The organism is Citrobacter sp. MGH106, assembly GCF_001037495.1.
Classification (GTDB): Bacteria; Pseudomonadota; Gammaproteobacteria; order Enterobacterales; family Enterobacteriaceae; genus Citrobacter; species Citrobacter murliniae.
In genome coordinates this window covers 2421965-2434790 of the sequence record NZ_KQ089822.1, presented here as the reverse complement: position 1 = coordinate 2434790, position 12826 = coordinate 2421965, and the positions used below count along the sequence as shown (strand labels likewise).

General features: G+C 47.8%; 11 protein-coding genes and 1 other RNA gene. 1 reads left to right on the top strand and 11 read right to left on the bottom strand.

What is annotated here, in order from left to right; genetic code table 11:
- Positions 1-20: 20 nt before the first annotated feature.
- On the bottom strand, positions 21-956 hold the full coding sequence (locus tag SK36_RS11475) for an electron transfer flavoprotein subunit alpha (RefSeq protein ID WP_048221584.1): 936 nt from the start codon (positions 954-956) through the stop codon (positions 21-23).
- A 21-nt stretch (positions 957-977) separates the two neighbouring features.
- Positions 978-1742: an electron transfer flavoprotein gene (locus tag SK36_RS11470; RefSeq protein ID WP_048221583.1), complete on the bottom strand. Its 765-nt coding sequence runs from the start codon at positions 1740-1742 to the stop codon at positions 978-980.
- A 508-nt stretch (positions 1743-2250) separates the two neighbouring features.
- Between SK36_RS11470 and SK36_RS11465 the strand changes: the two genes are divergently transcribed.
- Positions 2251-3141 (top strand): AraC family transcriptional regulator, encoded by an 891-nt coding sequence (locus tag SK36_RS11465; protein WP_045442176.1) that lies wholly within the window; start codon positions 2251-2253, stop codon positions 3139-3141.
- A gap of 54 nt (positions 3142-3195) precedes the next feature.
- On the opposite strand, the gene SK36_RS11460 is transcribed toward SK36_RS11465, so the two are convergent.
- From SK36_RS11460 to ydiK, 9 genes are all read right to left on the bottom strand, one after another.
- A complete protein-coding gene (locus tag SK36_RS11460) occupies positions 3196-4347 on the bottom strand; it encodes an acyl-CoA dehydrogenase (protein ID WP_045442178.1) in 1152 nt (383 codons plus the stop codon).
- Positions 4348-4360: 13 nt separating this feature from the next.
- A complete protein-coding gene (locus SK36_RS11455; protein ID WP_045442181.1) occupies positions 4361-5956 on the bottom strand; it encodes an acyl CoA:acetate/3-ketoacid CoA transferase in 1596 nt (531 codons plus the stop codon).
- Positions 5957-6234: 278 nt separating this feature from the next.
- Positions 6235-6993 carry a type I 3-dehydroquinate dehydratase gene (gene aroD / locus SK36_RS11450; protein WP_048221582.1) on the bottom strand — a complete coding sequence of 253 codons (759 nt, stop codon included), beginning with the start codon at positions 6991-6993 and terminating at the stop codon, positions 6235-6237.
- A 35-nt stretch (positions 6994-7028) separates the two neighbouring features.
- A complete protein-coding gene (gene ydiB, locus SK36_RS11445; protein ID WP_048221581.1) occupies positions 7029-7895 on the bottom strand; it encodes a quinate/shikimate dehydrogenase in 867 nt (288 codons plus the stop codon).
- Between the two features lie 21 nt (positions 7896-7916).
- Positions 7917-9152 (bottom strand): MFS transporter, encoded by a 1236-nt coding sequence (locus SK36_RS11440; protein ID WP_048221580.1) that lies wholly within the window; start codon positions 9150-9152, stop codon positions 7917-7919.
- A gap of 241 nt (positions 9153-9393) precedes the next feature.
- Positions 9394-10614 (bottom strand): MFS transporter, encoded by a 1221-nt coding sequence (locus SK36_RS11435; protein ID WP_048221579.1) that lies wholly within the window; start codon positions 10612-10614, stop codon positions 9394-9396.
- Between the two features lie 143 nt (positions 10615-10757).
- Complete coding sequence (locus tag SK36_RS11430) at positions 10758-11114, bottom strand: YdiL family protein (RefSeq protein ID WP_045442192.1); 357 nt, start codon at positions 11112-11114, stop codon at positions 10758-10760.
- 195 nt (positions 11115-11309) lie between these two features.
- Positions 11310-11417: antisense sRNA RprA (gene rprA / locus SK36_RS23665), an RNA gene on the bottom strand.
- 184 nt (positions 11418-11601) lie between these two features.
- A complete protein-coding gene (gene ydiK / locus SK36_RS11425) occupies positions 11602-12711 on the bottom strand; it encodes an AI-2E family transporter YdiK (RefSeq protein ID WP_045442195.1) in 1110 nt (369 codons plus the stop codon).
- Positions 12712-12826: the final 115 nt, after the last annotated feature.

The following is a 12826-nucleotide window of genomic DNA, read 5'->3' as shown; positions in this document are numbered from 1 at the left end:
TCTGTGCGTTAAATAGGGGGTTAGCGGCTTAGCTGTTCGATAAGGGCTGGAACAACTTTGTAGATATCGCCCACCAGACCGTAATCGGCGTAATTAAAGATGGGGGCTTTTTTGTCTTTGTTGATGGCGACAATAATTTTCGCACCGTTTCCGCCGACCATATGTTGAATTTGCCCTGAGATGCCCAGCGTCAGGTAAAGATCAGATTTCAGCAATACGCCTGAAACGCCAATATAGCGTTCGCGCTCCATCCAGTTTTCACCTTCAGCAATCGGTCGTGAGCATCCCACCTCAGCGCCCAGTACAGCAGCCAGGTTATGCACCATTTGTAAGTCGTCCTGTGCAACCAGGCCACGACCAACACCCACGACGCGTTTGGCTTTACTGAGATCAACACTGCTAAGTGGTTTGGTGCGACGCTCCTGGCAGATAACTTCATGGTGCGGAGTGATATACGTTGCGGAAGTAACCGGACAGCTGTTTTCCCGATTCTCTTCTACCGGCTCCAGCACTCCGGCGGCGATTGTGATAATCGCCAGAGCACTGTTGAGTTTTTCTTTGCCGAATGCGAGACCGCCATACATGCGGTGCTCAGCGAAAAGCGCCCCGGCATCAAGACTTACCGATGTGGCATCGTTCACCATCGCTGCATTGAGTTGAATACTCAGACGCGCACCGAGGGCCTTGGCGCGTTTGGTGGCAGGCATCAGCAACAGGCCAGAGTGTTCTTTTATCAGGGCGACGAGGGTCTCCGCATAGTTTTCAATACGCTGCAAGGGGGAGATTTGTTCGAGGACGATTATTTCATCGGCACCCAGCCGCTTAGCCCTGCTTGCCTGTTCGCTACCTTGCACAATGATGTGCACCTGCTCACCCCATTGGCGAGCACCGGTCATTAACTCTGCATAGCGTTCTACGTTATCGCTGAACACCCAGACGTTGGCTAATTTACTCATGATAATCTCTCTCCGTTGGGTTTAGTTCAGGGCTTTTTTCAGATGTTCAGCCAGTTCGGCAATGGCTTCTGGCGAGTCGTTTTCCAGAATGATGCGCTTGCGCTCGGCTTGCGGCGGAACCACGATCTCAACCAGCTCTGCTAATGGTGGCGTTGGTGTCCAGCCAATATCACTGGCCTGCCACTGCGTAACGGGTTTTTTACCCGCGCCAAGAATGGCTTTCATCGAAGGAATACGCGGTGTATTGATATCTGACGTGACGCAAAGCACGGCGGGAAGGGGGAGGTCGATGACTTCAATTTCATCTTCAAGCGCGCGCTCAACCAGAACATGGCCGCCGTTACGTTGAATGCTGCTTACTGCGTTAATAATGGGAAGTTGTAGCAATTCTCCCACCAGCAAGCCCACCTGCTGCGCGTAGAGATCGCCTGATCCTTCACCAAATATCATCAGGTCAAATCCAATACTTTTCGCGGCGCAGGCTAGGGCCTGAGCAGTGTCTCTGGGCAGTGAATGTTCCAGTTGCGCATCCTGTACCAGAAACAGACTATCCGGACCGCGGGACAACACGTCTTTCCGCATTTTAGAGTTCTGTAACAATGAACCTCCGACCGTTAAGGCGACGATCTCATCACCCTCAGCGGTTAGTTGTGCAGCGGCTTCCATCGCGTTCAAATCAAACTGGCTGATTTTGGCTTCGGCTCGGTCAAAGTTAAGCGAGCGCTCCTGGGTAACAACAATGTCCTGTTCTTCAGGTACCAACTTAAAGCAGGTTATTATTTTCATGGTATCTCCAGTGGGTCACGTTCGGATGATGACGGAGTGCGTCATCATCGGCAGTAGGTAAAATTTGACTGAAAATAGTGTGCGGTAGATGTAATGTGTTTTCGACGGGGCAATCTGTTTTCATTCCTAACAATCTTGCAAAAAAAAATGAGATCAGAGTGCAACGTTGATCAGAATGGAAGGAAAACGGATTGTGGAAGAAATAATTGGACCAGGCAAACTGTAGGAGATCTTTGCGAAGTGCATCATATTTTTATTCACTATTGAGCGATATTTGTTTCCGTTATGTAAATTATTGCCTCTAAAGAAATAACATTTATCCTTTTCAATAAATTTAAAATGCAAATAAATAGTGGGGATGATTCACTCCAACCGGGAGTATCATCTTGCAGTTGGCACAAATAATTTTGTTTCGCTAGTATGGATTATCATTGTATAACATGGCTCATCGCTTTAATTTGTCATTATTAAATGTTCCTAAAATTACTGTCTTAAGGTGGAGGTTGTCATGTATCAACGATGTTTTGATAATGCGATGGAAACCCTTTTTGAGCAGGGGAAAACGCCCAGATTTTCACGCTTCGTCATTAGTGATGATCCTAACTGGGAGTCTGGCCACCATGTTCATGACAATGAAACAGAGCTCATTTATGTCAAAAAAGGGGTCGCCAGATTAATTATTGATTCTTCACTGTATGTCGCGCATGCCGGCGATATTGTCGTGATAGAACAAGGGCGGCTCCATGCTGTCGCCTCTGACAGCAGCTCGCCTGCGACCACTTATACCTGTGCATTGTACGGCTTCCGTTTTGAAGGCTGGCAGGAGAATCAGCTATTGCAAGGGCATTCATGTCCGGTCATCAGCGCCGGGCAAGGAAAGGAGGTCATTAAAAGTATCTTTAATGAACTTAGCATCATGCTCCCGCAGAGCAAAAATAATCTGACCTCCGCGGCTTATGATGCTTTCGCTTATGCTTTAACCGTTTTATTTTATGAAAACTTTAAAAATGCTTATCGTTCGGAGCAAGGGTATATTAAAAAAGATATCTTAATTAAAGATGTACTGGTTTATTTAAATAACAATTTCCGCGAAAAAATAACGCTGGATCAGTTGTCCAAAAAATTTCGTGCCAGCGTCAGTTATATCTGCCATGAATTTACCAAAGAGTATCGTATTTCACCGATTAACTATGTTATTCAGCGACGGATGACAGAGGCGAAATTCTCCCTGACAAATACTGAGGCTTCGTTAGGTGAGATTTCGTGGCGGGTGGGATATGAAAATGTCGATCATTTTGCCAAACTCTTTCAACGGCATGTGGGGTGTTCACCCAGCGACTATCGTAAGCAGTTTAAAAACAATCTGATTGAGCAGGAATGCCTGCTACCGGAAGTCTGATCCCTGGCATAAGCCCGGATAGCATTTATACGCTATCCGGGTTGCTACCATCACTTATTTGTTTTGATAATCTTTCAGGATCTGACGACCAGCTACGTAAATCATGATCTCATCGGTGCCGCCACCAATACGTTCGCAACGTACGTCTCGCCAGAATCGGGAAACGCGCGCTTCATCGGTATAACCCAGGCCACCCATAATCTGAATTGCGTCGTCGATCACTTCCATCGCAGTGCGAGCACAGTAGAGTTTTGCCAGTGCTGCGCTGGTACGCAGCGATTGTTCCTGGTCGGCCTGCCAGGCGACTTTCAGTACCATATTGCGCATGTTCTCGATTTTAACCGCCATGAGTGCCAGTTTCTCCTGGATCATCTGGTTATGCCCAATGGGCTTGCCGAATGCAATGCGCTGGTTGGCGTAACGTGCTGCGTCTTCGAAGGCACACTCCGCAAAACCGGTGCTGCGTGCAGCGTTGATCAACCGTTCCATTTCAAAGTTATACATCACGTTGAGGAAGCCCATGCCTTCTTCACCGACCATGTCGCTTTCGTCAACTTCGACATCGTCGAGATAGACTTCGCAGGTACTTAACATGTGCCAGCCGATTTTGTGTAACGGGTTAATCTTGATGCCGGGTTTACTGGAGTCAACCCACCACAGCGTAAAGGCTTTCTTCGGATCTTTAGGCTCCGGATCACGCGCCAGTACCAGCATGTATGGATACTCTTTGGCTCCGGTAATGAACGTTTTTTGTCCGTTCAGGTACACCTTGCCATTTTTACGCGTATAGCTGGTCGTGGCACTGTTGTTGTCGGACCCGGCGCCAGGTTCGGTCAATGCCAACGCATACGCTGGATCGCCCGTTTCCATTGTGCTTTCTGCTGTTTTACGTAGTTGCTCGGCTGAACCAAAACGACGCATGCTGTGAATGCACTGACCGTTGGTAATTAAAAATGCGGGAGCTCCACATTTTGACACTTCCATCAGAGCCAGCATCTGTGTGACGTAGTCAGCCGGTATACCGCCAAACTCTTCCGGTACACCCAGCATCGAAATACCGTTATCCGCAAGGGCACGCATAAATTCTCTGGGGTAGGTGGCGGTCTGATCGCAGGTACGGAAATACTCTTCCGGGAAATTACTGGTAATCAGATCCCGAATACTGGCAAGCAGCAGCTCTTGTTCTTCAGTTAATGAAAAGTCCATCTGGGTACTCCTTTTAATTGGCGGCGTCGGGCAATACAAAACCCATCGAAGAATCAATAAATAATCTTTCGTCCATCAGTTTCAGGTTCGGAGAAATAACGGGTGTGAAATCCATTTTGTCCAGAATGTCTTCTTGCAGAGAGACTCCTGGTGCAATCTCAACTAAATGGAGGCCGTCTTCTTTTAACGTAAACACGGCGCGTTCGGTGATATAACGCACATCAAGTCCGCGTTCGAGGGCAATTTTTCCGCTGAAAGTTATTTCGGGTAATTCATTAACGAATTTCTTCACCCGACCTTCCTGCACGATATTTAATTTACCATCGGTCACTTCTGTTTTCAGACTGCCGGCGGTTAATGTGCCGCAGAAAATAATTTTCTTCGAGGTGGCGCTAATATCGATAAAACCGCCAGTGCCCATAATCTTGCCATTAAATTTATGTACGCCAACGTTGCCATGCCGATCCACCTCAGCAAAACTTAAATAGCACACATCCAGTCCGCCACCGTGGTAGAAATCAAACTGGGAGGTCATATCCATAATGGCGCGGGTATTAACGTTAGCACCAAAGGCAATGCCTTGAGAGGTAATGCCACCAACCGGGCCGGTTTCGACCGTCAGAATAAAGTCGTCGGCACATCCTTCTTCGCGAGCGACAAGGCCAATACCATCGGCAATACCTACACCAACGTTACCGACAGCGCCTTTGCGCATTTCGAAGAGAGCGCGTCTGGCAACAAGCTTACGCTGGTTGAGGGGCAGGGCGGTCTGGTGGCTGTCATCAAGGACAAAATCACCTGAAATAAAGCGGTTAACTGGCGCACCGCCGTACAGCTGAGTCTGATCGGGATCAACCACCACAATGTCCACCAGATAGCCCGGAATACGAACCGCTTTAGGATGCAGGGTGGCTTTCTTAACCATCTTTTGCACCTGCATCATGACGATGCCACCGTTGTTGTGAACGGCCTGGGCAATGACCAGCGCATCGAGATACATCACTTCATCTTCAAAGGTGGCGTAGCCTTCGCTGTCACAGGTAGTCGCGCGAATAAAGGCGATATTTGGCGCGATGGCCTTATAGTAGAGGTACTCTTTGTTATCGATCTCCACCAGTTTAATTAAATCTTCAGTGGTCACTTCATTCAGCTTGCCACCCTGTTGGCGAGGGTCAACAAATGTGCCAAGGCCGATATCGCTTAAAATACCTGGCTGGTGGGCCGCGCAGGCGCGTAACGTTTGAGTTAATACCCCCTGTGGGTAGTTGTACGCAGCGATTTTGTTCTGTTCGGCTAAATCGGAGATCCGTGGTGATTGTCCCCAATGCCCGCAAAGCGCCCATTTAACTAAACCTTCCTGCGCCAGCGGGCTAATCCCCCGGTCTGCCCGATCTCCTAATCCTGTCGGACTGATCAGTGATAAATTACGCGGGGACTGGTTGTTTTTATATTTATCAGCCAATGCAGTAATTAATTTGGTAGCTTCAAGAATACCGCCACCTGCACCTAATACGCAAAGAGTCGCTTCATCAGGAATATAATTCACTGCGTCCGCTGCCGATAATACCGGTACCCGACCTTGAATACGTTCAGGTCTTTTAAGTTTCATATAAACTCCAGATTATATGTGTGCGAATACCTATCGATATATTCGATGAAATAGTATTCACTTTAATAATGCTTAGCTGATTGCCAGATATACGCTGTTAAACGAATATCTGAGCCAGCGAGTTATTTATATTTATACCCGTGATCCTGCAAGCTGCTTCTGCGTTGGCTGCACGCTCCCACCCGAATCACTTACCTTAAGTAAGCTCATCGGGATTCGCTTATTTACTGCCTTGATGCAACTTGAATGATTTTGTGTATCGTGGAAATATTTTGTTATTAAGCCTGATGTAATATTGTCAGTACGGTACGCAGATCGGTAACGGAGATCTGCCCCGGGGCTGAAGCTTTTTTTACTGCGCCAAAGGTTGCAGCTGAGCCAAAGACTTCACCTGCCAGACGTGAAATAACGCCAGTTTTGGCCATTGACATAGTAATCACCGGGCGATCGGCGTAGCGTTCCTGCATCTCCAGCGTGGCGCTGAGTAACGTCAGAACATCCGTTTTACTTTGCGGCATCAGCGCAATTTTAGGAATATCTGCGCCAAGTTCCTGCATTTTGCGCAGACGCTGAATAATCTCTTCTGCCGCCGGTGTTTTATGGAAATCATGATTAGACATAATCACAAAGACATTTTTCGCATGCGCGTGTTCGACGGTTGCTTTAACCTGCTCATCGCCGGTGAAAAGTTCCAGATCGATCATATCCACCAGACCGCTGTCTACTGCCGCACGGTTAAGCGCAAGGTACTCTTCTACAGACAGCGTCTGTTCGCCACCTTCTTTCGCGCTGCGGAAGGTAAATAACAGCGGTTTGTCGGTCATCACATCGCGGATTGCGCGGGCGGCTTCCAGTACGGCGTCAATTGATGAAACATCCGCAAAATGGTCAACGCGCCACTCCAGAATGTCGAAGTCTGCTTCATGATAGGCCAGCGCTTCGCTTTTTACCGTTGAGATGTCTTTACCCATCAGCGAGACAATGATCTTCGGTGCACCCTCGCCAATAACGAGGTTTCTTACGGTTACGGTTTTCATTGATTACCCTTTAAATATTTACTGATACTTGCCCGTCAGGCTGCAAACCCCATAACCTGTTTAACGTACTCCAGCGGGAAATCTTTTCCTGTCCAGAGCTTGAACTGCTCAGCTCCTTGCCATAACAACATGCCGTAACCGTCAATCGTTTTGCAACCTGCAAGTTGTGCCTGTTGCAGCAATTTGGTCATATGCGGGTTATAGACGCATTCGGTTACCAACAGATCCGGACGTAGCAAAGAGACGTCGGTGACGATGGATTCATTTTCCAGTGGCTTCATGCCGACTTTAGTGCCATTAGTCAAAATATCCGCACTGGTCAACGCTTCTGCAAACGCCTGCTGGTCAGCGAGATCGATAACGGTCACCACGCAGTCAGTGTTTTCATTCACGCGTTTGGCGAACTCAACCGCTTTTGCGAAAAACTCATCTTTACGGTTAAAGAGTTTAATCTCTTTTATACCTTCAATTGCCGCTTGCGCACCGATAGCCGTAGATGCGCCACCTGCGCCCAACAGTACCATGGTTTTACCTTTAATATCGAAGCCGCTTTCTTTAATTGCGCGAATATGTCCGGTACCGTCCGTGTTGTAGCCACGAAGGTAGCCGTCATCATTGACGATGGTATTGATCGCGCCCACCAGTTTGGCGGCGGGGGTTAATTCATCAACATACTCACATGCCAGCTGCTTGTTGGGCATAGATACCCCAGTACCGCGCATTTTTAATGCTTTCAACCCGGCAATCGCATTGGCAAACGTTGAATTATCAACTTCAAATGCCATGTAGGTAAACGGTAATCCTGCTTTTTCTAATGCTTTATTCTGCATTTCGGGCGACAGACTGTGCCTGATAGGATAGGCCATCAGACCGATCAGTTTATATTTTGCAGTTACGTCCATTTGAAACTCCTATTAAACTGTTTATTGAAAATAACGTTCGCCCAGGCGCACATCGTTTTGGGGAATATTGAATACGCGGTAGTAACGGACAAAGACGATAATGGCAGTGATAAATGCCAGCAGAGCAAATGCGAGGTCCAGCAAAATAATGTATTGCAGACCAATGTTAGAAAGGTATCCGGTGATTAGTGGGATAATAAAGTTGGCGACACCTCCCATCATCATATAAACACTGGTGACTTTGGCTTTGCTCTTGGGGAAAAACTCTGACATCACGGAAACACCGAGCTGTAAAATACCGCCTGCCGCAGAGAATCCGATGAGAAATGAGCCTGCATTACACACCAGCGGTGAGGGGTACAGATAGATAACCGCCGCCGTAATGGTTGCCAGACCCGCGTTAAAAACGTTGGCCCAGATAGGACGAACCATTTTCTTCAGTAGCGCAGCAAAAATAAAGACGCAGACCAGCGACCCCATACTGTAGTAGGAGATAGTTTTCAACGCGTCGGCTTCCGCCATACCGGCAAACGCCATGGCGTATTTGGGCATCCAGACCACGATGACATAAAACGTTGAAAATGCGGCAACCCCAAACATCACGGATGCCACTCCCTCCAGCCAGACCAGTGGCTTGCTGTTCATTTGCGGCAAATCTTTCGCGACGCCAGCATCCACTATCTGACTCGGGAAGCGGCTTTTTAATAGCATTAGAGTAATCAGGACGAACAATACGCCGGGGATAATAACCGCATAGCCGTACCAGATATGATTAAGCAGCAGGGTACTGACGATGATGGGGTAGATCATCTGTCCAAATGACACCATGGCTTTCACCAGAATAACGGCTGAACCTGATGCTTTGGGAAAACATTCCATTAACGCCGGATAGCCGCCTGTATCGAGGGCTGAGTTTGCCACGCCGACACAAACAGCCAGAATAAATGCAATCATTAAATTTGGGCTGGCAGGAATACCGAAGAAGAAGAACATATACAGAATAGCGCCCAACAGGATGATGGCCCGACGGCCAAATTTATCTGAGAGAACGCCAAAAAATAGAATGCTGACCAGCCGCCCAAGGCCAATTCCCGAAATTAAATAGGCAATGCCTGCATTATCTGTTGAGAATTTTTCTGCCAGGGATGTCATGTTTTGCGCCAGCGTAATGACACTAATGCCGTGTAAAAAGTAGCTTAAATAAATACAGGTTATCGCCAGAAGAAATGGCGTATTAAAGGCCTTGTGTTGAGACATTTTTCACAACTCCTTGCGGATGTTAAAATTATTATATTGTCGTCGCTATGATTTAAATGACGGCGTTCATGTTATTAATATACCGAGAGGGTGTCATTTCACCCACATAGCATGGCGTTTTAGTTACCAGGTATATTGCATGCTAATTTGTGAAACCCAATTCTTACTGCCGTTGTTTTACTGATGTTTTAAAAATTAACCCAATTATTTTGCAGCAAGTATGAACAATATTGCAGTGGTGCTATTCCACCAGCGATGCCATTTTTAACTGATATCTGGACTCAACACGGCTGCGATAGCCAATAAACAGCGCCAGCACGAAACCAATGGCGGCTATACCGGTATCAAACCACATGATGTGGGCAATGCTGGTTTGCGAAAGCTTTGCCGTGATCAGTGGGATCGTGAAGGTAGCAATGCTGCCCGCGCTGTAATAAATGCCGGTTGCTTTTCCTTTTGCATGCGGAAAACGGGCCGCCATTAACGTTAAGCCAATTTGTACGACGCCGCCGGCGGAAGAAAACCCGATAACAAACGCAAATACGACCACTACGTAAGGGGTGGGGTGCAGACAAACCGTCAGCAGGGCAATAAATGAAATTAACGTGTAAAGCATCAACAGCGGTGTCGCGCGGTCTGGTTTCCTCGCAAGCGGCGCGGTGATCAGCACGCACAGTAGCGAACCGCAGGTGTAGATACTCAACAGCTTAATCGCCGAGGTGTACGGCATTCCGGCGACGAACTGACCATACTGAGCCAGCCACTGGCTGATCAGGTAAAATGTCGCCATAGCAATGTAGCCATACAGGGTGTAGCTGACCAGGTCGATAATGGAACACCGATGTTTAGGTAGAGGGCCTTCCTGTGCGGGAGGTGATGTCCTGACGAAAGGTTTAGGCCCGGGATGTGCCGGGAATTGGCAGCGAAATAAAAACACGCCGTTGACAATCATAATCCCCGCAGCGAACAGGAATGACCAGCCAAACCAAAGCTCAGCCCACACCAGAACACTGATGACCATCGGTAAAAGAAACTGCCCGCCGGACACAAAAGCTTTAATCAAAATATTGGCGGTGCCAGGGGTGCGGGGAAACGCCTCCATCAGGCTGGGATAGGTCCCGGCATCAAGAAAACTGTTAGACATACCCGCCAAAAAGCCAAATGCGTAGGCTATGAAAATACTGTGAGTATTGATAATGCCAAAAAAGAAGAGCAGATAGCAGAGCATGCCGAAAATGACGAATGGTCTACGGCCATAGCGATCGGAAAGTAAGCCCGCCAGTAATAAGACGCTTAATCGACCGATGCCGAGAGATGAGATGACAATTGACACACCTGCTGCATCGGTTTGCCACTGTTGTTCAAGCGAGGACATGTTGAGGCTTATCAGAATAACCCCCATGCCGTGTACAAGGTAATTAAGGTACAGCCCTATCGCAGTGGAGAAATAGGCGTTTTTCATAATGTGTTACTCAGCGAAGAGGCTAAATGGAAATTTTGTATTTCGAGTCGAGTGTACAGGCCATAGCAATATGCCGTATTCGCATCAGCGTGGGCATTATATCAGTTACTAATAGTACAAAGTTATAATGGTCAGATTTTCTCCTAACACAAACGCTCAAGATCGTGCGCATAGAGTTCAACAGCAGTCGATTGATAGAGTTTCCATTCGAGAAAATTTTCACTGTTATAAACCGCCTGAAAAGAGGCGAGGTTAGGAAAAAAACGCATGGTGTTATTACCGATACGGTTGTTTATTTTTTCAATGATCGCGTTAATTCTTAACTTTCGTTTTGCTAACATTTCTGAACATTGACGAGAGATGTTCTCCGGGATTTCGTGTTCGCCGTTTTCCCATTGTTGCCAGGCGGTAACGTTGCCATCAGCAGCGATATAAGTTGCGCTTTCTTCAATCGTCATAGCAAAAACATGCCGGAATGCCTGCAATTCAAATGCGTTCATAATTTCATCACCTTAAAAGACGGTGGAATAGTAATAGCATTACTGTGGATATTTCGGCTTGAAGAGAGTCACAGTATCTTGTGCAATATTATTTGTTAATAATGAGTGAATGGGCGCATTTAACCAACCGGATGGCGTATAAAAGGGCCGGGTGGTTGAAGGAGGAGCTGTACTTCAGGTGGTGTTGTTTGAAGAATAAAAAAAAGCCCATCGTGGGAGATGGGCAAAGACTACACACAGCAATTCGTTGTTTCACTCAGGGGATTTCCATGCTTATAAATCAATGTGTTGATCTAAAGCCTTGAGCTAATAGTAGGCATGCTGGTTTTTTACGTCGATCGGATTCATCTCAATAGTTTAAAGGCCGTGAAGAATTTGCGACGCAAATGTGTCTGTGAAGACGGAATATGTTGAATTCAGATAACAGGAAATACGGAATTGATTAGCAATGTTAAACAATCAGGCGGCGGCGCCGCCTGAGCTGGGGTTATTTTTTATCTTCTATTTCGGCGATCTCTTCGAGGATCTCGTCCGGGTCGTTGCCGGGTACCGGGGCTTCGTTCACCCAGGCTGAGAACAGACGCCAGGAGACAGCCAGTACAACCGGGCCGATAAACAAGCCAATCATGCCGAAGGCAATCAACCCGCCGATAACGCCGGAGAGAATGAGGATCAGCGGTAAATCAGCCCCCATACGAATCAGCATTGGACGGATAACGTTATCCAGCGTACCCACCACGCCGCTCCATACCAGCAGCACTGTGCCCCAGGTTGAATCACCCGACCAGTAAAGCCAGATAATGGCCGGGATCAGTACTGGTAAGGGACCCAACTGTACCAGGCAGGAAAGGATCATCAGTACCGCCAACAGCGTCGCGTATGGCACACCTGTCACCGCCAGACCAATACCGCCGAGGACAGCCTGTACCAGAGCGGTAACAACAACGCCCAACGCTACCGCACGGATTGCTTGTGCAGCCAGCAGGACGGCAGCATCGCCGCGTTTAGATGCCAGACGGCACGCGAAATGGCGAATACCTAACGCAACCTGCTCACCTCGCCAGTACAGCAGGGCGCTGAACAACAACATCAGGCCACAATGCATCATAAAGCGACCAATATGCGCGGCCTGACCGACAAACCAGGTGGTGGTGGTGCCAATATAAGGACGAACTTTGGCCATAATGGCCGAACCGCCCATATCAAGCAGGCTGTGCCATGCGGCATAAATTTTTGCGCCAACCAACGGAATACTGTTCAGCCATGCAAGGTCCGGCAGTGTCATATCTCCTGCTGTCACGGCATGGATTAACGGTCCACTTCCATCAACGATGCTGTTCACCAATAACGCGATGGGGATGATAAACAAAAGAACCAACAGCAGGGTCATTACCAGGACGGCCAGCGAACGGCGTCCCCACAACAGTTTCTGTATGCGTAGTAAAATGGGCCAGGTTGCAATAACGACTGTTCCCGCCCACGCAAAACCGAGAATAAAGGGCTGCACAATCCACAGACATGCCACAATCATGATGGCCAAAAACAGCACCGATAGCATCACTTGCGCGATATTGCTGGGCTGACGAAAATTTACCATAAATACTTTTCACCTTTTTTGTGCGTCAGACCGTTGACGCGACGTGAACACTTAAATCACACCCTATAATGATGAGCAATTTCAGCGGTTTTTAACAGGCCGATTCTGCCTGTAA

Coding starts and splice junctions, on each gene's coding strand:
- ydiK (WP_045442195.1), bottom strand. CDS start 12,711: ATGGTAAATTTTCGTCAGCCCAGCAATATCGCGCAAGTGATGCTATCG.
- SK36_RS11465 (WP_045442176.1), top strand. CDS start 2,251: ATGTATCAACGATGTTTTGATAATGCGATGGAAACCCTTTTTGAGCAG.
- SK36_RS11430 (WP_045442192.1), bottom strand. CDS start 11,114: ATGAACGCATTTGAATTGCAGGCATTCCGGCATGTTTTTGCTATGACG.
- SK36_RS11440 (WP_048221580.1), bottom strand. CDS start 9,152: ATGTCTCAACACAAGGCCTTTAATACGCCATTTCTTCTGGCGATAACC.
- SK36_RS11435 (WP_048221579.1), bottom strand. CDS start 10,614: ATGAAAAACGCCTATTTCTCCACTGCGATAGGGCTGTACCTTAATTAC.
- SK36_RS11455 (WP_045442181.1), bottom strand. CDS start 5,956: ATGAAACTTAAAAGACCTGAACGTATTCAAGGTCGGGTACCGGTATTA.
- SK36_RS11470 (WP_048221583.1), bottom strand. CDS start 1,742: ATGAAAATAATAACCTGCTTTAAGTTGGTACCTGAAGAACAGGACATT.
- SK36_RS11460 (WP_045442178.1), bottom strand. CDS start 4,347: ATGGACTTTTCATTAACTGAAGAACAAGAGCTGCTGCTTGCCAGTATT.
- SK36_RS11475 (WP_048221584.1), bottom strand. CDS start 956: ATGAGTAAATTAGCCAACGTCTGGGTGTTCAGCGATAACGTAGAACGC.
- aroD (WP_048221582.1), bottom strand. CDS start 6,993: ATGAAAACCGTAACCGTAAGAAACCTCGTTATTGGCGAGGGTGCACCG.
- ydiB (WP_048221581.1), bottom strand. CDS start 7,895: ATGGACGTAACTGCAAAATATAAACTGATCGGTCTGATGGCCTATCCT.